At 50.5% G+C, this 19,688-nt stretch carries 18 protein-coding genes and 1 pseudogene; 4 read left to right on the plus strand and 15 right to left on the minus strand.

Annotated elements, in window-relative coordinates; genetic code table 11:
• Positions 1-184: 184 nt before the first annotated feature.
• Positions 185-1,084 (minus strand): anti-sigma factor, encoded by a 900-nt coding sequence (locus tag D2910_RS06005; protein WP_240633558.1) that lies wholly within the window; start codon positions 1,082-1,084, stop codon positions 185-187.
• Positions 1,077-1,643 (minus strand): RNA polymerase sigma factor, encoded by a 567-nt coding sequence (locus D2910_RS06010; protein WP_084243828.1) that lies wholly within the window; start codon positions 1,641-1,643, stop codon positions 1,077-1,079. The genes D2910_RS06005 and D2910_RS06010 overlap by 8 nt, the downstream gene beginning before the upstream one ends.
• 430 nt (positions 1,644-2,073) lie before the next feature.
• On the opposite strand from D2910_RS06010, the gene D2910_RS06015 reads away from it, so the two are divergent.
• The 3 genes from D2910_RS06015 to D2910_RS06025 all read left to right on the plus strand — a co-directional run bounded on the left by D2910_RS06015 (position 2,074) and on the right by D2910_RS06025 (position 5,830).
• Positions 2,074-3,405 (plus strand): hypothetical protein, encoded by a 1,332-nt coding sequence (locus D2910_RS06015; RefSeq protein ID WP_117312739.1) that lies wholly within the window; start codon positions 2,074-2,076, stop codon positions 3,403-3,405.
• 24 nt (positions 3,406-3,429) lie between these two features.
• Positions 3,430-4,395, plus strand: a complete 966-nt coding sequence (locus tag D2910_RS06020) for a class F sortase (protein WP_117312740.1) — start codon at positions 3,430-3,432, stop codon at positions 4,393-4,395.
• A gap of 157 nt (positions 4,396-4,552) precedes the next feature.
• Positions 4,553-5,830 (plus strand): ATP-grasp domain-containing protein, encoded by a 1,278-nt coding sequence (locus tag D2910_RS06025; protein ID WP_165850144.1) that lies wholly within the window; start codon positions 4,553-4,555, stop codon positions 5,828-5,830.
• Positions 5,831-5,908: 78 nt separating this feature from the next.
• Here the strand turns inward: D2910_RS06025 and D2910_RS06030 are convergent, their stop codons facing one another.
• Complete coding sequence (locus tag D2910_RS06030; RefSeq protein WP_240633559.1) at positions 5,909-8,188, minus strand: putative bifunctional diguanylate cyclase/phosphodiesterase; 2,280 nt, start codon at positions 8,186-8,188, stop codon at positions 5,909-5,911.
• 340 nt (positions 8,189-8,528) lie between these two features.
• Between D2910_RS06030 and D2910_RS06035 the strand changes: the two genes are divergently transcribed.
• Positions 8,529-9,140, plus strand: coding sequence for a hypothetical protein (locus D2910_RS06035; RefSeq protein ID WP_117312742.1), 612 nt, complete (start codon positions 8,529-8,531; stop codon positions 9,138-9,140).
• 397 nt (positions 9,141-9,537) lie between these two features.
• Here the strand turns inward: D2910_RS06035 and D2910_RS06040 are convergent, their stop codons facing one another.
• The 12 genes and pseudogenes from D2910_RS06040 to D2910_RS06100 all read right to left on the minus strand — a co-directional run bounded on the left by D2910_RS06040 (position 9,538) and on the right by D2910_RS06100 (position 19,655).
• Positions 9,538-9,960: a MaoC/PaaZ C-terminal domain-containing protein gene (locus D2910_RS06040; RefSeq protein ID WP_117312743.1), complete on the minus strand. Its 423-nt coding sequence runs from the start codon at positions 9,958-9,960 to the stop codon at positions 9,538-9,540.
• On the minus strand, positions 9,957-10,406 hold the full coding sequence (locus D2910_RS06045; RefSeq protein WP_117312744.1) for a MaoC family dehydratase N-terminal domain-containing protein: 450 nt from the start codon (positions 10,404-10,406) through the stop codon (positions 9,957-9,959). Before D2910_RS06045 ends, D2910_RS06040 begins: the two co-directional genes overlap by 4 nt.
• 16 nt (positions 10,407-10,422) lie before the next feature.
• Positions 10,423-11,187, minus strand: a complete 765-nt coding sequence (fabG, locus tag D2910_RS06050; protein ID WP_117312745.1) for a 3-oxoacyl-ACP reductase FabG — start codon at positions 11,185-11,187, stop codon at positions 10,423-10,425.
• A 189-nt stretch (positions 11,188-11,376) separates the two neighbouring features.
• A complete protein-coding gene (locus tag D2910_RS06055; protein ID WP_084243820.1) occupies positions 11,377-11,742 on the minus strand; it encodes a YolD-like family protein in 366 nt (121 codons plus the stop codon).
• A 412-nt stretch (positions 11,743-12,154) separates the two neighbouring features.
• On the minus strand, positions 12,155-12,535 hold the full coding sequence (locus tag D2910_RS06065) for a YhjD family protein (protein WP_101802229.1): 381 nt from the start codon (positions 12,533-12,535) through the stop codon (positions 12,155-12,157).
• Positions 12,536-12,653: 118 nt separating this feature from the next.
• The gene (locus D2910_RS06070; protein ID WP_117312747.1) at positions 12,654-13,625 is read right to left on the minus strand and encodes a LysM peptidoglycan-binding domain-containing protein; all 972 of its coding nucleotides are present in this window, start codon (positions 13,623-13,625) and stop codon (positions 12,654-12,656) included.
• A gap of 45 nt (positions 13,626-13,670) precedes the next feature.
• Entirely contained in the window at positions 13,671-14,120 is a 450-nt protein-coding gene (locus D2910_RS06075; RefSeq protein WP_117313061.1) for a DUF4357 domain-containing protein, read from the minus strand.
• Positions 14,121-14,292: 172 nt separating this feature from the next.
• The gene (glpK, locus tag D2910_RS06080) at positions 14,293-15,816 is read right to left on the minus strand and encodes a glycerol kinase GlpK (protein WP_117312748.1); all 1,524 of its coding nucleotides are present in this window, start codon (positions 15,814-15,816) and stop codon (positions 14,293-14,295) included.
• A 13-nt stretch (positions 15,817-15,829) separates the two neighbouring features.
• On the minus strand, positions 15,830-16,705 hold the full coding sequence (locus tag D2910_RS06085) for an MIP/aquaporin family protein (RefSeq protein WP_084243816.1): 876 nt from the start codon (positions 16,703-16,705) through the stop codon (positions 15,830-15,832).
• 245 nt (positions 16,706-16,950) lie between these two features.
• The gene (locus tag D2910_RS06090; protein WP_117313062.1) at positions 16,951-18,564 is read right to left on the minus strand and encodes a glycerol-3-phosphate dehydrogenase/oxidase; all 1,614 of its coding nucleotides are present in this window, start codon (positions 18,562-18,564) and stop codon (positions 16,951-16,953) included.
• 28 nt (positions 18,565-18,592) lie between these two features.
• Positions 18,593-18,883 (minus strand): annotated as a pseudogene (locus D2910_RS06095) (FGGY family carbohydrate kinase); the annotation flags it as partial.
• Positions 18,884-19,103: 220 nt separating this feature from the next.
• Entirely contained in the window at positions 19,104-19,655 is a 552-nt protein-coding gene (locus tag D2910_RS06100; RefSeq protein WP_101802224.1) for a glycerol-3-phosphate responsive antiterminator, read from the minus strand.
• Positions 19,656-19,688 lie beyond the last annotated feature (33 nt).

Below are 19,688 nucleotides of genomic sequence, written 5' to 3' on the forward strand. Positions count from 1 at the left end.
AATTATATCGGCGTTCAAAAATTTATATCGGCGCTCAGGAGATTAAATCGGCGTTCAAAAAATTATATCAGCGCTCAGACAATTATATCGGCGTTCAGCCAATCCGGCGGCAAAATTGCCGCATCGCCGTTCTAAAAACCATCAAAAAAACCGGCTGCACTCGGCAGCCGGCTTGCTTTCAAATCTATATCCCCGCGCTCAGCACTACTTCGCCCTGCGGCAATTCATTGCCGGCTTGCGGTTCCAAGGTGATCGCGATGGTATCCCATTCTTCGGTGCTATTGTCGATATTGAAATACGTTGCGCCTTCGCCGTCTGCGTTCGTCGTGAATGCGCCGGCTGGAATCGGGTTGTCGCCTTCGATGAGCCAGACCTGGTAGACCTGGTCGCCTTCAAGTGCGGCAAGCTGTTCTGCTGTCACAACCAGATTGAGCGCCCCGTTTTCTTCTTCAATAACGGCGGCAGTTGCGTCGCCGCCAAAGCCTTCGCTTGGCTGCAAGTCAACTGACTGGAAGGCTGTCTCCGGCGGAGTTGGTGCCGGTTCCGGCGCCGCCTGCTCAGGCTCTTCCTGCAATTGCATGTATGCAAACACGTTGCCAAGCAATGAAACCAGCAGAACTGCCGCAATCAGCGGCGTCACCCAATTCCGTTTGCGGCCACGGCCGGTCATCGGCACCACATTCGTCCGTTCATCATTGCGCGGCTTTCGATCTGATGTTTCAGACTCAGCGTGTGAAGCACTTGATGCCCGGTTGCCGACAGCAGCTCCTGCAGCGGCGGACGATGCAGATGAAGCACTCGACGCCGAATGTGAACTCCGGTTTTCCGGCTCGCCATCAATTGTTCCACTGTCTGCTGGATCAGCACTTTCACTTTCTTCTGCGAAAACATTCGACAGGATCCGTGATTTCATTCCCGCAGGTGGTTCTGCAGGGTCTGAAAGATAAGGGAGCTGCCCGGTTGCGTCCGCGATTTCGCGGCATTCGTCGCATGTCTTCAGGTGTTCTTCGAATTGGCGGTTTTCTTCGGCGGATAATGTGCCGTTCAGATAGTCGACCAATTGATCACAATGTTCGTTATTCATCGATAGCCCCCCTTTCCTGCATCCCGTGCAGTGTTTTCTTTAGCTTGCTGAGCGCCAGCCGGATCCTGCTCTTGACGGTTCCGAGCGGTATCCCGCATAATTCGGCGATTTTTTCGTGTGTATGGCCTTTAAAGTAAAACAACTGGATCATCTCCTGCTGTTCAGCTGATAACTGCGAAACCGCAGCCTGGATATGTTCTTTTTCTTCCTGCCATTCAGCCGTCTGCTCGACACTGGATTCGCCGCTCGGCATTTCAGCGACTTCATCCAGCGGCACAGTCGCCTTCTTCCGTTTCCGGATCAGGTCGATCGCGGAATTCTGCGCCATCCGGAACAGCCAGGAAGTGAACTTCCCTTTGCTGTCGTCGTATTCGCCGACGCCCCGCCAGATTTTGATGAACACTTCCTGCAGGGCTTCCTCCGCCAAGTCGCGGTCCTGGGTCATTTTTAAGAGAAACGAGAATAGGATCTTTTCGTACCGGTCGTACAAATATTCCAGCGCATCTTTGTCTTTCTCACGGATGCGCGAGTAAAGCAGCGTATCGGAACTTTTCTCCATGGATGTTCTCCTTTGTATTCGTGTGTCATAGTACTAGCTTACTATACCCTGCCAGATTGGAGATAGTCTCGGCCGGTATTATTTTTTGTAAGCTTATCTATCTAACGTGCAAAAGGCCGATTTAGATCAGTTTTGCAATAAATAATGTGTCGCTTCCTTATTATGAAAGAATTGATAAACGATATTTCGCAAAACAGCTCGCTTGTCGCAGGCTCGCTTCCAAGCCTCCTCGTCCGCATTCGCTCCCTGCGGGGTCTCGGCAGTCTCGCTGATCTGCAGACGTCTTCGCTATTTTGCTACATATCTTAGATAGTTTTTAGTACACAGCATCTTCGTTCAAAAAATCTTTGTATTTTTATAAAAAAACTGATCTAATTCCCAACTTCCTCCGTTATACCTGTATGAAACAAAAAACAAAGGAGTGTTGAGGATGAAATACGGAAAAATTTTAGCACCTATTTTAGGAGCAGCTTTATTGGTGCCAAGCATGGGCATGACAGTAAGCGCAGATGAAATGGCACCAACAGAAACGAGCGGTGTCGAGCTGCGGGCTACATTGGATTCATTGTTATCCGAGCATTACGCACTGGCAGTCGATTCGATGATGAAAATCTATGACGGCGACGAAGCAGCTGAAGCAGCAATGGCCGCTCTTGACGCCAATGCAGCAGATATGGAGCCGGTGATCGCTTCTGTATACGGTGAAGAAGGCGGAGCCGCTTTTACTGAGATTTTTGAAACACATAATACCGGCACTGATGAATATGCCATGGCCGTGAAAGCAGGCGACGAAGCAGCTCAGGAAGAAGCATTGGCTGAGATCCAGTCTTTCGTCGATGAAATGGGCGCATTCCTTGGAACTGCCACTGAAGGCAATCTTCCGGAAGACGGCGCGACTGAAGCACTTCGCGCACATGAAGATTTCGTGCAAAACACCTTTGACCTTTATGTAGACGGTGATTACGAAGCAGCTTACACATCTTATCTTGAAGGCTTCAAACAGATTTTCGGAGCCGGCGGTGCCATCAGTGGCGCAATCGCTGCACAGTTCCCAGATAAATTCACTGACCCGAATACACCAGCCGGCGACTTCCGTTCAACGGTCAGCCGTATTGCAGCAGAGCATTTCGCATTGGCACAGCTTAGCATGACAAAAGGCTATAACGGTGCGGCAGACTTTGATTTTGCCGATTGGGCACAAGATCAGAACACAGAAGAATTCAGTGCAGCCATCGCTTCATTTTACGGTGAAGACGCAGCCACTCAATTCGCGACTCTTTGGAACAACGAACACATTTCGGTACAAAGTGATTTAGCTGCTGCACAAGCAGGCGGCAATGAAGAAGAAATTCAACAGGCGCAAACAGCGTTGATTGAAACATTTGCATCAGAACTGGCTGCATTCCTGAGCACTGCAACAGAAGAACGTTTGCCGCAGGAAGAATTGACAGCTAATATTGCAGCACATGAGCAATCGGTAATTGATACTTTCACTCAATATGCGACCGGCGATTTCGAATCATCTTATAATACGTACCGTGAAGGCTACACAATTGTATTTGCAATCGGTAAAGGCTTAAGCGGCGCGATCGTTGACCAGTTCCCTGAAAAATTCGAAACAGCTGTTCCTGACAAAATGCCTGCTACCGGCCTTGGCGGTTCAGCAAACCAGTCAAACACGATGATGATTTGGGTTGCAATGAGCACGCTGATCCTATTGGCAGCTGGAACAATGACGTTTCGTCAAAGAAAGCAGCAATAACCAAACTGGAAAGGAGCATGGGCGATGAGACAATTTTGGACAATGGCAACAGCGGTCATCCTCTGCGGGGTGCTGTTCGTTATCTTGAAACCCCTTGCGGATGAACCTACATTTGAAGAAGACATCGCTCAGCTCGACCTTCCGGAAGTGACCGAAGAAGCGCCGGCTGAGCTGCTGGCTTCGGGTGAAGACATCGATAAAATCGCGGAATTCCCGATTAAACCGGCACAGCGCGAAAAGCTGCAGGAATTGCAGAAACAGCGTCAGCAAAGCATCCAGGGCATGGTTCCTGCAAGAGTGGCCATTCCTTCCATCGGTGTGGACGCGGCTATCGAAGCGACCGGCATTCTGGAGAACGGTGAAATGGGTGTACCGGAAGACATCAACCAGGTGGGCTGGTTTGAACCCGGCTTTAAAGTCGGAGCCAAAGGCCATGCGGTTCTAGCGGGACATGTCGACAGCTATACCGGACCGGCGATTTTCTATCATCTGAAGAAAGTGGAAGCAGGCGAAAAAGTAATCGTAACGGATAAAGACGGCCGTGAAATGGTCTATGAAATCCAAGAAAAAACAAGCTATGTGACAGACGAAGCGCCGATTGAGGAAATCTTCGGCCCTTCCGACAGCCGGATGATCAATTTGATCACCTGCACCGGTACTTTTAACCGGGATACAGGTTCCCATGAAGAACGCCTCGTTGTCACGGCAAAATTGATATCAGACTCGAGCGTCCAGGATAAACAGCCTGAAGCGCCGACGAATGTCACGGCGACATCGTTCAATGTTTCCTGGCATGCGGTCCGCGATGACGCGATCATCGGCTACCGCGTCTACGAAGAAGATATCGAGACGGGTGAAATGACGAAGGTCGCCACTGTGTCGCTGTTCGACCGCAAGAAAGTGGAAATTACAGCGGATGATGCAAAACGCTATTATGTGTCTTCTGTGGATGTCGATCTGAATGAGTCGGAGAAAACACCGGCCGAATAATGAAGCAAGGGCAGTTGGAGAAACCTTCCATTGCCCTTTTTTCTAATTTATCTAATTATTCAGAAAACCATTGACAATAAAGCCGCTGATTGCTAGTTTCAATATAATAGGCTTCATGTCAGCTGGACGTGCACGAATTCAAAGGGGGAATCAGTTCATGGAAGCTCAGCAAAAAAAGATCCTGCTGCTCAGCGGCATCGCCCACATGGTCGATGTCGTCAAAACAGCCCAGAACATGGGATACTACGTCATCGTCACCGACCGCGACGCCGGATCTCCGGCCAAAAAAGCCGCTGATAAAAGCTATGAAGTCAGCACGGCCGATATCGACAGGCTCGTGGAAATCGCCCAGGCCGAAAAGATCGATGGCGTCTTCAACGGTTTTGACGACGTCAATACATGGAACGCGCTGGCTCTTTGCGAGCGTCTCGGCATCCCTTATTACGCCACCTATGAACAGCTGGAAATCTGCTCCAATAAAGACCGCTTTAAAAATCATTGCCGAAATTTTGATGTGCCCGTTGTCGAAGAATACAATCTGGACAACGGGCTCACAGAAGAATTGATCGGCAGCCTGCAATTCCCCGTCATCGTCAAACCGGTCGACAGCTATGCCAGCCAGGGCATTACCGTGTGCTACGGACCGAAAGACGTAAAAGCAGGTTATGCCAAAGCACTGGAGTATTCGAAATCCGAAACGGCGATCATCGAGCCGTTCATTGATACCCCGTATGGTTTAATGATGTACTATACCGCCTATCAGGGGGATATTGTCTTGTCAGCCGTGACGGACCGCCATGTCCATAAGCATTTTGCCGAACATCCGCCGCTGCCGATCGCTGTCATGTTCCCTTCCCGCCACCGCGAACAATATCTCGCGGATGTCGATCCGCAGGTGCGTGCCATGCTGCGCGGCATGGGCATCCAAAACGGTGTGCTCCTGATTCAGGCGCTATACGATAATGGCCGCTTCTATCTTTATGAAATGGGCTTCCGCATCAGCGGTTCACAGCATTACAATATCATCGAAAAGCAGACCGGCATCAACCTGCTCGAAATGATGCTGGACCTTTCCGTCGGCAAGGACATCAGCAAATACGATACCCGCCATTTCGACGACAGCTATATCCCGCATCCTTCCTGCAACCTGCCGATCCTGATGCACAGCGGGACCATCGCGGACATCCGCGGCATGGAAGAGATTCTGGCCATGCCGGAAATCCTGACCGCTGTCGTCAACCGTAAAGCGGGCGACACGGTTGCGCCTTCAGGTTCCTATGCACAGATGTTCGGCCGATTCACCATTGTCGCCGATTCTTCCACCGAACTGAACCGGGCCATCGATGCCATCTATGACACACTCGAAATCCGCTCCACTGAAGGTGAGGAGATGCTGCTGGTCCGTTTCCATCCGGAAGAAATTCTCAAAGCCTGAAGGGTTTTAAATCGCTCAACCAATAAAGACCTTCCCCATTCATCAGAATGCAGGAAGGTCTTTATTGATATCAGTCATTCAGCGGACAATGCCATGTTCGAGTTCTTCCGCCAGCATTCCGGGAATTTGCATCAGTCCCTCGAAATCTTCCGGCGCGACCGGCTTCGAAAACAGGTAACCCTGGCCGATCGTGCAGCCGTGTTCGATGAGGACGTTCATCTGGTTTTCGGATTCGATTCCTTCCGCGACCAGCGTCATGTCCAGGTTGAGGCCTAGATCGATGATGGCTTTTACCATCGGATTCAACTCGTCAATGTCCAGTTCATCCACGAATGATTTGTCGATTTTCAAGGTATCGATCGGCAATTTCTGCAGGACATGCAAAGACGAATAGCCGGTCCCGAAATCGTCAATGGATATTTTGATGCCCATCTGCTGCAGGCTTACAAGAATCTTTTTGCTTTCCTTGATGTTCTGCATGATGCTCTCGGTGATTTCCAGCTCCAGATAGCGGGTATCAAGCCCCGTTTTACCCAAAATCCGCTCGACCGTTTCAAGGAATTTGCCATGCTTGAACTGCAGCACCGATACGTTGACCGAAATGTTCAGGGGCGGATAACCCGCGTCCTGCCATTGCTTGTTCTGGCGGCACGCTTCTTCGAGCACCCATTCCCCGATGGCAACAATCTGCCCGGTTTCTTCAGCCACCGGTATGAATTCAACAGGTGATACCCAGCCAAGGTCCGGATGCCGCCAACGCAGCAAGGCTTCCATACCGATGATTTTCCGTGTGCCGAGCACGACTTTCGGCTGGTAATAAAGGATAAATTGATCTCTTTGGATGGCTTTCTTCAAAGCATTTTCAATCGTCATTTTGCGTGATTTCTCCTGGCTCAGCTCTGCATTGAAAAAACTGTAGCCATTCTTGCCTTTTTCTTTCGACACATACATTGCCGCGTCCGCATTTTTCATCAAATCTTCCGGCGTATAGCCATGCTCCGGATATTTGCTGATGCCGATGCTCGGCGTGATGTTGATCTGATATTCATCCACATCGAGTGATTCATTGAAATTGTCCAGGAGTTTATTGGCGACAGCTTCACATTTTTCATCGGTTGCATCCAGAACGACAATGATGAACTCGTCTCCTCCGAGGCGGTACAGCAGCATATCGGGGTCCAGCGCCGCCTGCAGCCGTTCAGCCGTTTTGACGAGCACCAAATCCCCGATGTGGTGGCCCATCGTATCGTTCACCACTTTAAACTGGTCTAGGTCAATCAGCAGCAGCGCCATCTGTTTGGTCGGATAATCCGCAAGGAAATGCTCGATTTCCTCATTGAAACTGCTTCGGTTGCGTAAATCCGTCAGCTGATCATGATATGCCAGATACCTGTATTGCTCCACCAACTGGCGATTTCTCAACAGCACCTGCAGCTGGCGGCCGAGCACCATAATGAAGATGATCAGCAAACCGCTGCTGAGCCCGTTGAAGTCAAACTGATAACTATGCATGACCAGCATCAGCAGAATCAGGATGCTTACATACGGAAAAGCGGTTCCTTTATCGTTCGCTGTACTTTTCAGCTTCCATAATTCATTTCTCTTATCGGATTTGGAGTAATAGCCCGAAAAGCCGAACAGCAGCACTGACAGCAGCCAGAGCAGGTCTACCAGATGCCCCGGCTGGTAACTTTCTTTGTAGGATACATAGACATAAAGAAAATCAGCAGCAATCTGAATAAAAAATCCAATCAGCAAAAACAGCAGCACTTCCTGTTGTTTATTCTTCCGGATCAGATAGTACAGAATGCTGACCACCAATAAAATGGTGATGTCTGCTACCGGATAAATGATGGCGGTCATCGTGATCAGCCAGGATTCTCCGGACAATTCCAGCACCGGATTGATGAGGTAATGAAAGCTGATCGAAGCGACGGTGATGATGAAAACCGCGATATTAAACAGATAGGAGTTTTCGCTGAACTCATTGCTCAATTCGCGGGTTTTGAAAATCAGTGCCACGAGGAAAATCAGATAGGAACTGAGCCACACGACAGAAGAAAGAATCGTTGAATTCTCCGTCCCTTGGCTGAACTGAAGAATCAGCCAGATCCAGTTGCCGGCTGTGTACAGAATCAGCGCCAGCTGCAACAGCAGCCAAAAAGATTTATGTCTGGCCTCGGCACTGCGGTAAGCCTGGTACAGCCAGATGAAACTGAGTGTCCCGGCGAGAATTTGCAGCACATTGGTCCCCGTTGTCACCAGCCACGGGTCTCCCTGAAATGTCAGTGTCCAGCTATAGAATAAGGCGATTGCCAATGAAAGTATTGTAATGGGAAAAAGCATCTGCTTTAACAAGGTTGTTCCCCCTAGGTGTCAGAAATTGAATGAACTGCAGACTCCGCTTAGCCAAATATGATTTCACCTGCGGAAGTGAAATTACAGCAATAACTTAGTAAAAACAGTATAACCGTTATTATGACAAAAACATAGAACTTTTATCACATTTACAATATAAGGGATTAAAGCCTAAGGACCTACTCATTTCGAGAAACGAAGAGTCGGAATCCCCCCTCATCGTTTATGCAAAAAGACGTCCTTATCCTCCTTTATCGGCAAATCTCCGTAAAAATTGACTTCTTTTTTCGACATTGCTACGGTCAATATAAGCTTTTAGCGCAAAAAACGAGGTGAAGAAATGATTTTCTTACTCATCTGGCTGCTTCTGATCGGGTACGCTGTCTACATAGCTCCCGGCACAGGCGCCAACAACCCGATTTTCCCTGAACTATTCAACGGCAATATCGGCGACATCGATCCGCTCGTCTTTGCCGTATTCAATTCGCTCGGCATTTTCCCCATGGTCTTTCTGACGATTCTTTTGCTCAACGACAAACAGCGCTGGCCGGCGTGGCCGTTCGCCCTGCTGTCATTCGGCATCGGCGCCTTTGCGCTGCTCCCATATTACGCATTCGGCATCAAGAAATCCGACAAGAAACTGCGTACGCCGCGCTGGCTCGTCCGCTTCCTCCGCTCCCGCTTCTGGCTCATCGCCCTCATCATCATGTGGGTTGGCAATTGGCTGACGCTGCTGCAGGGATTCTCGTTCGCCGATTACGTCGATTATTTCTTCGCCTCGAGTCTCGTGTCGGTCATGACCGTCGACTGGTTCGTGCTGTACGGCCTGTCCATCTACACCGTCCACCGCTTTTATCCGGACGCCCGCTCCAAAGGATTGGCCTGGGTGCCAATTATCGGGCCGGTGCTGGTGCTATTAGTGAACAGGAATCTGACTGGCAATAAAAACTAGCGTTTTGAAATGTTTTCTTCTTTACAAAAAGAGCGCACAGGATTTCTGTGCGCTCTTTTTCGCTTTTCGCCCGCGAAAAGCATGCATTTTGGCTTTTGACCTTTGATTTTAGAATGATATTGAGTGAAATTCTTCTTTTCACCGGTGTTTTGTGCTGTTTTTCCGTTCTCGAATTAGGGATGCCGGCGGATATCAACGTTCAGCGAAATATATCAACGTTCAGGAGATTATATCAACGTTCAAAAAATTATATCGACGCTCAGGAAATTATATCAACGCTCAGAAAAATATATCAACGTTCACCTTAATCAGGGCCCTCACCCATTTTCTCCAAAACAAAAAGAGCACACACCTATATGTGCGCTCTTTTTCATCCGAGTCCCCTTTTATCGTTTCTTCATTTATTCGTAAAACTTTGAATCGCCAGCGAAAAAGCCACTTGGCCACTCAGCACCCGTTTCCCGTCCTGATTGACAGCCGCAACTTCAAAAATCAGCCTGTCGCTTTCCTTCTCTTTCAGCTCCGCCTGCAGCGAAATGACATCACCCAGAAACACCATGCCTTTAAAGCGGATTGAATAGGTCTCAATAAAACCTTCATCCAAATAAGGGGTGAACAGTTTCGCCAGATTCCCCATCGTCCACATGCCGTGCGCGATGATGCCCGGAAGCCCGGCGCGCTCCGCTTCCTTGTCAATCGTATGTATGGGATTGAAATCGCCGGAAGCTCCGGCATACTTAATAAGATCCAGCCGCGAGACGGGCTCCAGCCCAATTACAGGCAGCGTTTCCCCTACTTTCATCTGACCGATCCGGCTCATTTCCCCATCTCCTTCCGCGCAGCTTCATTGATGATGATCACACGTTCTTCCGAAAAGAGCAGCTCCCCCTCTTTGTCTTCCCCGTAAAGAACGACAATGAGAAAACCCATCTTCCCGAAACTGCCGGTCCGCTCATAATAATCTTTCACTTCGATCCAGCAATAGATTTCTTCACCTACATAAAGCGGACGCGTATAGACATATTTCTGCTCGCCGTGGATCAGCCCTTTCGAAGGCAAGTCGAGTCCCGGAATCGACCCGCTGTCGAAAGTGACCGGGAACGTCGGCGGCGCAATGTTTCTGCCGTAGACTGACTGTTTTCCCGCTTCTTCATCTGTGAACAGCGGCGAAGCTTCCCCTATCGCTTCCGCAAACTTTTTGACCGCACCGCGTTCAATCACATTTTTCATTTTCTCAGACCGTCTGCCAATCATCTCTTTCAGCATCCGCGCATCTCCTTTCTCAGTCCTTTGGTCCGCCAGCGACATACAAGACCTGGCCGGATACAAATGAAGAACGTTCATCCGCGAAAAATGCTACGGCGTTCGCGATGTCTTCCGGCTTGCCACTTCTGCCGACAGGAATCATCGCCACGTTCGCTTCGACAAAGCCGTCAAACGGCACACCCATACGCTCCGCCGTCGCTTTTGTCATATCCGTTTCAATGAAGCCCGGCGCCACCGCATTGGACGTTACCCCGAACTTGCCGAGTTCAATCGCCAGCGTCTTCGTGAAGCCCTGCAGCCCCGCTTTGGCTGTCGCGTAATTCGCCTGCCCGCGGTTGCCAAGTGCCGAAGTGGACGAAATATTGATGATTCTGCCGTATTTCTGATCGATCATGTATTTCTGCGCTGCACGTGTCGCATAAAACGCGCCTTTCAAATGCACGTCCATGACCGTCAGCCAGTCTTCATCCGTCATCTTAAACAGCATATTATCCCGGATGACGCCTGCATTATTCACAAGGATGTCGATGGAGCCGAAATGCTCATTCACTTCCGCCACCGCACCTTCCACCTGCTCTTTTTCCGTGACACTCGCCACTTTCGCATAAACGGAATAGCCTTTTGCCTCCAGCTCCTCTTTCGCCGCGGCCAGCGCTTCTTCGTTGATATCGATGATCGCGACATTCGCCCCTTCTTCCGCAAAGCGTTCGGCGATCTGCCTGCCGATCCCTCTGCTCCCTCCTGTCACCAATGCTGTACGTCCTTCAAAATTCTTCGTCATGCCGATTCCCCTCTCTGTGTAAATAAAACCATTCATTATCTGTTTAATTTTTCTGACAATTAATTACTTTTTCAATATACAGGAAGCGTTTGGGCCAGTCAATTAGGCACCCAGCCCGGCGCCCAATCAAAAAAGAACTGCCTGACAGGCAGCCTCCAAATTACACAGCTATCCAGTTTGCCTTCCCGCTCAATCGATCAGCGTAACCCCCACAATCTCATCCAGACTCAACCGCTCCATCCCGAACGGACTCTCATAAACCAGTTCCCGGTGCGCCACATCGATGCGCTCGATGACGCCGCGATGCTTGAACAGCTGCTTTTCCCGCCAGGTTTCAATCAGCACTTCGCATTTCCGCTTCAACGCGATGTCCAGCTCTTCCTGAATCAGCTGCAGGTCGAATTCATCGAGCTCCGGCCGCTTCACTTCCTCATCTTCCTTATACCATTCGCGCAGCATCTGGATATGCTCCGGCAGCATCAGCCCCTGCCATTTGATATTTCCCCGGTCCTTGATATCGCCCTGCATCTTGAATTGATTGTTCATCTTCTTCATCAGAACCACCCCTTTCTAAAAATAAGAACATTTGTTCTTATTCTATACCACGTATAAGAGGGCGGCAATCCTTTATGGCAAATAAAAGCCGGAAACAACTGTCTCAGTGGTTACTCATAACAATTGGCCAATCAGTATGCAAAGAAAGGATTGGCAAGTTCTTCCTCTTTAGCTATACTATTCAAAATACCTTATTGAACGGAGACACTATGAACAATTTTAAGCGTAAGGCAAAAGATAAAAACAAAAGCAGCAAAGACAATGTGTTTCTTGATTGCTTTGCTGAATTCAGCTTTACGCTGGTATTCGAACTGTTGATAAGCATCGTATGGAATATCATCTTATTCATTCCCAGAGTCCTTATTCGAGCTTTGAGCAATATATTTTAACAAGACAAAAACCCTTTTCCTGATTACGGAAGAGGGTTTTCCACTGGCCCAGTCAACGACAAGTACATACCGATTAATTCTTCGGTTCGATTGCGTAATTGAAAATGCATATACTTGCGGTGGTCTTCGTAGCCGTTGTAGTAAAACACATACTCTGTAAACAGATCGTCTTTCTTGCCCTTAAGTATTCGATACTGCTGTCTTTTCATATAAATTCTGGTGGTTCTCAAATCGTTTTCAGCGCATTTTATCGCTTGGTCAACCATCTGCAGGTAAGGACGTTTTAATTTAAAGGGCATCGTGTCAATCATCTCCCTGTCTTTATGCAAAATGGTGAGAACAAAAGGCAGGTAAATCATATTCTCGAAATGAACGATAAGGTCCTTCGACATTAAAGGAGTCATGTAAACCCTCCTAACATAAGAACGTTTGTTCTCATTTTATACCATATATGTACAAATGGCAATCCTTTCTGGCAAATAAAAAAAGCCCCCCAGCTGAAAATGAGCGGCTTTCCATCCTTTATCTCATAAAAATCTTGGCACCAGTCGACGGCGCGACATAAATATTCCGATGGCCTCGGCCCGTTTCAATCGTCGCAATATGCGCTTGCGGATAGCCCAGTATCTCATATTCCAGTCCTCCAAACTTCGCCGGCGTCAAACTCCAGTCGCTGTTCTTCGCAACCGGCGCCGCGTCCAGCCGGTAGGTCTTCCACGTCTTCGCCGTTTCCGGCAAGTAAACATATTCCTTCATGGCGAGTTGCCGCTCCGGCACCGGTTTCTCTTTTAGAGCGGCTCCTTTAGCCTCACCCAGTTTAATGACCTGGCCAATCTGCAGGAACCTGCTGTCGACGCCCGGATTCGCCGCCTCCAGATCTGCCACCCGGATACCGTCCATATTATTCGCGATGTTCCAGAACGTATCGCCTTCCTGGATGGTATACGTCGCCGGCACGGGTTTGACCAGCGCCTGCTGGTTCAGGAATGTGAAAGCCCCTTTATAGTCAAACACACAGCACGCTTTCCAGCTGTAGCCCGGCATTTCGTGATGCGATTTATCTTCGCGGCCGACGCCGTCCGCCACCAGCGCCGCCTGCAATTCATCGATCGTCTCTTTGACGAAATCGCGCATCCGTTCATTGCGGTAATCGCCCGCCACGCAAATGCCGAGCGAATAATCGTTGGCGTTGCCGGCGTGGTACGTGCGCCGGTCAAAATCATGCGCCCAGACAATGCGCGCCCGTTTGCCGCGCGGCGTCTGCACAACGTTTTTCGGCTCGATGATGATCGCATACGCAACTCCGGGCCAGCCGTTCGCTTCTATATGATAGCTTGCAAAACTTTCGGCGTCGGACCCTGGCAAATGCGACAGCGTCAGCGAATGATGCCAGACGCGGGTGGTGATCTTCTTGCTCCGCGCGCCGTAATGCTGTTTCTTCGGCAAACGGCTGCGCATATCCACGACATTCGGCAATGCTAAAAAGTTTTTCATGACTAACCCCCTGTTTTAGTTTGACCTTGTAATGCGCTATGTGTTTCATTTCTTCCCTTTCCAGCCATGCGGCCCTTTGCACCAGCCGCCAATCACTGTGCCCATGGCAATCACCGGATTCTCGAACGTGTAATCTTCCAGTAAAAACAGCTGGTTATGCAGCGGAATCAGCAAGCCTTCCAAAACCAGCTTTTCACGCAGCTTCACGTAATTCTTCGGGCATTTCGCCGAAGTCGATGCGGCGAACTTCGACCCTTTCCGCACCACAAACTGCTCGCCGGCGAAATAGCCGCTGGCATCCGCTCCCCGTCTTGAAGAGATCTTCAGAATCTCCGGCAGCACTTCCACTTCTTCCTCTTCCGCCATCAGCAGAAGCCCCGCCTCGAACGGATCCAGCGAAGTTTCTTCCAGTGTCGCTCCATCCACTTCGTAAAACTGGTAAAGCTCGCCGTAATCGGGATGCGTGATCCGTTTTACAAACTGTGTTTTCGTCATTTTTTCATCTCCTTTTTTAGGCAGGATTCCCAGCAAAGGGGCCTATACTCCCTATATAGCGAATCAGGCCATAACAGGATACTTTTCTTCGAATAAAAAAAAGACCGAATCACATCCGCAGAATAAAATCTGCAGATGGACTCAGTCCATTGAATTCTATAGCCGCCGCTTATTAAGCGATCGGCGCTTTTCGTGCTGTTTTCTGTTTGAACGTTCTGGTCGATTCGACCGCTTGCTGCCAGCCGGCATAGAGTTCTTCGCTCTGTTCGGCAGGCATTTCACGGTTATAGGTTTTTTCAACTTGCCATTGCTTGGCGATTTCTTCTTTGTCTTGCCAGAAACCGACGGCGAGTCCAGCCAAGTAAGCCGCACCCAATGCTGTCGTTTCCTGGATGACCGGGCGTTCCACCGGCACATCCAGGATGTCGCTCTGGAATTGCATCAGGAAATCGTTCGACACGGCTCCGCCATCCACGCGCAAGGTTTTGAGCTCGATCCCCGCATCTTCTATCATGACATCCACGACATCTTTTGTCTGGTAAGCGAGTGATTCAAGCGTCGCCCGGACAAAATGTGCTTTCGTCGTGCCGCGCGTCAAACCGAAAACCGCTCCGCGCGCATCGGTATCCCAATACGGCGTGCCGAGTCCGACGAATGCCGGCACCATATAGACGCCATCCGTCGATTCGACTGACGTGGCAAGCCCTTCGCTTTCCGGTGCCGTTTTTAAGATTTCCAGACCGTCCCGCAGCCACTGGATCGCGGAGCCCGCGACAAAGATGCTGCCTTCCAGCGCGTATTCCACTTTGCCGTCGACGCCCCAGGCCAGGGTCGTCAGCAAGCCGTGCTCGGAAACGACGCCTTCTTCACCCGTATTCATGAGCATGAAACATCCCGTACCGTAAGTGTTTTTCGCCATGCCCTTATCAAAGCAGGCCTGGCCGAACAATGCCGCCTGCTGATCACCCGCGATGCCCGCAATCGGCACGTTGTGGCCGAAGAAATGATAGTCGACGGTTTCCGCGTAGACTTCAGACGACTGGCGCACTTCCGGCAGCATGCTTTTCGGCACCGTCAGAATCTCCAGCAATTCGTCGTCCCATTCCAGATCATAAATATTGTACATCAGCGTGCGCGACGCGTTGCTGTAATCCGTGATATGCGTTTTGCCGCCTGACAATTTATAGACGAGCCACGAATCGATCGTACCGAACATCAAATCGCCGTTGTCCGCCTTTTCGCGTGCGCCTTCCACGTTATCGAGAATCCATTTGACTTTCGTGCCGGAGAAATAAGCATCGATCAACAAGCCCGTTTTCTTGCGGAACAACTCTTCGTGCCCCTGCTCTTTCAAATCCTTGCAGATTTCACTGGTCTGGCGAGACTGCCAGACGATCGCTTTGTAGATCGGCTTGCCGGTGTTGCGGTCCCAGACGACCGCCGTTTCGCGCTGGTTCGTGATGCCGATGCCGGCGATCTGGCTTGGTTCCACATCCGATTTGCGCAAGACGCCCGCCATACAAGCGAGGACAGATGTCCAGATTTCATTGGCGTCATGCTCCACCCAGCCCGGCTTCGGAAAGAATTGTTCAAATTCCTGCTGGGCCGTTTCGACGATTTCCCCTTTATGGTTAAACAGCACCGCCCGTGAACTCGTGGTCCCCTGGTCGATTGACAAAATATAATCTTTGCTCATTGTGAATTCCTCCTCAAATGGATTTTTCTGCAACGCGATTGTTCTGTCTTCCTTTGTCATCTGTTAACGTGTCTTCGATTTCATTGGCTGCGGTATGGCCTTTTTTCAGTTCAGCACTGGCTGCGCCGAATAAAATCACGGCCATCACTGCGCTGAGCACCCAGAACAGCACATTGTAATCGCCCGTGAACACGGCGCTGTAGAACACGGCGCCGTAAATACCGCCGAAAACCGGACCGGCTACCGGAACCCAGGCATAGCTCCAGTCGGAACCGCCTTTCCCCGGAATCGGCAGCAGTGCGTGTGCGATGCGCGGCCCCAGATCCCGTGCCGGGTTGATGGCGTAGCCGGTGGTACCGCCGATCGACATCCCGATCGCGATGATCAATGCGCCGACGATCAGTGGGTTCAAGCCTTCCGTAAATTCGTTCGCGCCGATGAACAACAAGCCCATCACGAGAACGGCCGTACCGATGATTTCACTCACCAAATTCGAAAACGGGCTTCTGATTGCCGGAGCTGTGGCAAAAACAGCCAATTTCGCGTCTTTGTCTTCTGTCCGGCTCCAATGCGGCAGATAATTCAAAAAGACGATGCCAGCCCCGATAATGGCGCCGATGATCTGCGCCGCAATATAGACCGGCACTTTTGTCCACGGAAGTTCGCCGATGGCCGCAAAGCCCAAAGTCACAGCCGGATTGAGATGCGCCCCTGAAAAATTGCCGACCGCGTAAACGCCCATGGTGACCGCCAGCCCCCAGGCAATCGTGACAACAATCCAGCCGCCGTTTTCCGCTTTCGAATCTTTCAATACCACTCCTGCTACGACACCGCCCCCGAAAATAATCAGGATCATGGTGCCGATCAATTCTGCCAAAAATTCTGACATTCCAAAACACTCCTTTTCAGTTTAAAGCAAACACACTGGAACACAAAAAAATCCGCAATCAATGAGAGTTCTCCTTTAACAGAAGGACTCATTGATGTGCGAATCTCAGATCTCCAGCACAATTCTTAACTTGTTGTATATATTTTACATACAAAAGAAAGCGCTGTCAATATATGTCTGAATATTGGAGAAAAACAGCCGATTTTCCCGACTGCTTTTCTCCTGTTTTTCGCACTGTTGTCCGTTTATCCGACCGGATGCGTCGCTTCGTACAGCAACCTATCCAATTCTTTCGTGTAGCTTTGCGTTTGCTGCGTTGTCCAGCCGAAGCTTTCCGTCATATGCGCGATGGCCGCTTCTTTGAATTTATAGACAAACTGGATATCGAACAGCAAAGCGCCTGTCCGGCGGACGAAAAAGTCGACCGGTTTATACGCCGCCTCGTATTCCATCGCGTAACGCAGCATCGCAAACACCAATGGATCCAGTCCTGCCTGCGCCGCTTCCTGCTGTCTGCCGGCGAATATTCCCAGCACCTGGTCGACATTGGCGCCGTAACGGCTTGTCAGCATCTCCGCCGTCTTCTGGTTCAAGCCCATGGACAGCGCCTGCTGCTCACGGTCCAGACGGAAGGCTTTGAATCCTTCCGAGCCGCCGACTTCACCGCCGGAAATCGGCAGATGCTTCGTCGAAACTTTCTGGAACCGCAGTCCCTGCTCTTTTGCTAATTGCTCCGTCACCAAGTCGACGATGCTTTCGCCCATTTTGCGGTAGCCGGTCAGCTTGCCGCCTGCAATGGAGATCAAGCCGGAATCCGAAATGAAGATTTCGTCTTTGCGCGAAATCTCCGAAGGATCTTTGCCTTCTTCGTGGATCAGCGGACGCAGCCCTGCCCAGCTCGATTCGATATCGTCTTCGCTAATGGCCACTTCCGGGAACATGAAATCGATGGCGCGCAGCACATAATCGCGGTCTTCCCGTGTCATCGTCGGATGGGCGATATCCGCTTTATAAACGGTATCGGTCGTCCCGACATACACTTTGCCTTCACGCGGAATGGCGAATGCCATCCGGCCGTCCGGCATATCGAAATAGATGGCTTGTTTCAGCGGGAAACGGCTGCCATCGAAAATCAGGTGGATACCTTTTGTCAGCTGCAGCGTTTTGCCTTTTTTCGAATGGTCTTTTTCACGCAAAGTGTCGACCCATGGCCCCGCTGCGTTGACGATCCGTTTCGCGAAAATCTCGTGGACTTCGCCGTTTGTCTGGTCTTCCATGCGGATGCCGACTGCTTTGCCGCCATCATAGATGAAATCGATGACTTTCGCGTAGTTCAGCGCAAGCGCTCCTTTTTCCACCGCTTTTTTCATCACTTCAATGGTCAGGCGCGCATCGTCTGTCTTGTATTCCACATAATAGCCGCCGCCTTTTAAGCCTTCTTTCTTCAATAAAGGCTCGCGTTTCAATGTTTCTTTGCGGCTCAGCATCTTTCTGCGTTCTTCCCGTTTGACGCCAGCCAAAAAGTCATAGACGCGCAAACCGACGTTGGTGCTCAAAGGACCGAACGTGCCGCCTTTGTAAAACGGCAGCAGCATCCATTCCGGCGTCGTCACGTGAGGTCCGTTTTCATAAACGATTTCCCGTTCCTTGCCGACTTCCGCCACCATCTTCACTTCAAACTGCTTCAGGTACCGCAGGCCGCCGTGCACCAATTTGGTGGAACGGCTGCTGGTGCCCGCTGCGAAATCCTGCATCTCCACCACTGCCGTCTTGACGCCTCGGACACTTGCGTCCAAGGCGATGCCGGCGCCCGTAATCCCTCCGCCGATGACCAATAAGTCGAGTGGCTCGTTTTTCATGGCACTAATTGTTTCGCTGCGTTTCAAACTGGTCCCAGACCACCGCCGTCTCGCGCTGGTTCGTGATGCCGATTCCGGCGATCTGGTCGGGCGTAATTTCCGACTTGCGGAGCACATCCGCGATACACGCCAATACGGACGTCCAGATTTCATTGGCGTCATGTTCCACCCAACCCGGTTTCGGGAAGAATTGCTGAAACTCCTGCTGGCCCGTTTCAACGATTTCCCCTTTATGATTAAACAGTACGGCCCGTGAGCTTGTCGTACCCTGGTCGATCGATAAGATATAGTCTTTCTTCAAGTCGCTCTCCTCCAACATCTATGAAACCGCGGTTTCGTCTAATCGCCCTGCATTGCGGCGGCTTCTTCCCAGTTCTGCGCCGGCCGTCCAGAAACCTGAAAAACAGAAAAAACCCGCACCGAACGGACAAATCCCCATGAGGATTTGTCCGTACCAGTGCGGGTCTCTTCTTCTCTTGCACAGCGCTTAACTTGTCACTCTAAATTTATCAGCTTTTAAAAACGCGGTCAATAGATTGCTACCGCTGCAAATCCCACAGATCGGAATCCGACGTCGATACGGCAAGAGCCCCTCCGCTATAGGCAAGCTCCACGTCTTCCGGCGTGCGGATCAGCCCGCCGGCGATGATCGGGATACCCGTTTTCTGATGCACTTCCTCGATCACCGACGGAATGATGCCCGGCAGCAGCTCGATATAATCCGGTTTGTTCTGGCCGATCAGTTTGATATTATGCTCCAGCGCCTGGCTGTCCAGCAAAAACAAGCGCTGAATCGTCAGCAGGTTGTTCTTCTTCGCCAGCGTGATCACATTGCCGCGCGTCGAAATGATGCCGTCCGGCTTGATCTCCCTGACCAGAAACTCAAAGCCGTAAGCATCCGTCTTCAGCCCCTGGATCAAGTCGGCATGCAAAATAACTTTCTTCCCCGCCTTTTTCGCCGTCCGCACCAGCACCTGCAGCTGCGCCAGCCGCACCTCCAGAAAAATAATATACGGATGATGGCTCTCCAGCAAACGCTCAAAATCCTTCATATTCCGCAACACGGGCAAGACGCCCTGCAACTCCGGCATTCCGTTTTCCTCCTCAGATATTCTGCGCTCTCA

It is taken from the genome of Planomicrobium okeanokoites (genome assembly GCF_003428875.1).
GTDB lineage: Bacteria > Bacillota > Bacilli > Bacillales_A > Planococcaceae > Planococcus > Planococcus okeanokoites.

Excerpts from the sequence above, each read along its gene's own strand:
- D2910_RS06005 (WP_240633558.1), bottom strand. The coding sequence starts at position 1,084 with ATGAATAACGAACATTGTGATCAATTGGTCGACTATCTGAACGGCACA.
- D2910_RS06010 (WP_084243828.1), bottom strand. The coding sequence starts at position 1,643 with ATGGAGAAAAGTTCCGATACGCTGCTTTACTCGCGCATCCGTGAGAAA.
- D2910_RS06015 (WP_117312739.1), top strand. The coding sequence starts at position 2,074 with ATGAAATACGGAAAAATTTTAGCACCTATTTTAGGAGCAGCTTTATTG.
- D2910_RS06020 (WP_117312740.1), top strand. The coding sequence starts at position 3,430 with ATGAGACAATTTTGGACAATGGCAACAGCGGTCATCCTCTGCGGGGTG.
- D2910_RS06025 (WP_165850144.1), top strand. The coding sequence starts at position 4,553 with ATGGAAGCTCAGCAAAAAAAGATCCTGCTGCTCAGCGGCATCGCCCAC.
- D2910_RS06035 (WP_117312742.1), top strand. The coding sequence starts at position 8,529 with ATGATTTTCTTACTCATCTGGCTGCTTCTGATCGGGTACGCTGTCTAC.
- D2910_RS06040 (WP_117312743.1), bottom strand. The coding sequence starts at position 9,960 with ATGAGCCGGATCGGTCAGATGAAAGTAGGGGAAACGCTGCCTGTAATT.
- D2910_RS06045 (WP_117312744.1), bottom strand. The coding sequence starts at position 10,406 with ATGCTGAAAGAGATGATTGGCAGACGGTCTGAGAAAATGAAAAATGTG.
- fabG (WP_117312745.1), bottom strand. The coding sequence starts at position 11,187 with ATGACGAAGAATTTTGAAGGACGTACAGCATTGGTGACAGGAGGGAGC.
- D2910_RS06055 (WP_084243820.1), bottom strand. The coding sequence starts at position 11,742 with ATGAAGAAGATGAACAATCAATTCAAGATGCAGGGCGATATCAAGGAC.
- D2910_RS06065 (WP_101802229.1), bottom strand. The coding sequence starts at position 12,535 with ATGACTCCTTTAATGTCGAAGGACCTTATCGTTCATTTCGAGAATATG.
- D2910_RS06070 (WP_117312747.1), bottom strand. The coding sequence starts at position 13,625 with ATGAAAAACTTTTTAGCATTGCCGAATGTCGTGGATATGCGCAGCCGT.
- D2910_RS06075 (WP_117313061.1), bottom strand. The coding sequence starts at position 14,120 with ATGACGAAAACACAGTTTGTAAAACGGATCACGCATCCCGATTACGGC.
- glpK (WP_117312748.1), bottom strand. The coding sequence starts at position 15,816 with ATGAGCAAAGATTATATTTTGTCAATCGACCAGGGGACCACGAGTTCA.
- D2910_RS06085 (WP_084243816.1), bottom strand. The coding sequence starts at position 16,705 with ATGTCAGAATTTTTGGCAGAATTGATCGGCACCATGATCCTGATTATT.
- D2910_RS06090 (WP_117313062.1), bottom strand. The coding sequence starts at position 18,564 with ATGAAAAACGAGCCACTCGACTTATTGGTCATCGGCGGAGGGATTACG.
- D2910_RS06100 (WP_101802224.1), bottom strand. The coding sequence starts at position 19,655 with ATGCCGGAGTTGCAGGGCGTCTTGCCCGTGTTGCGGAATATGAAGGAT.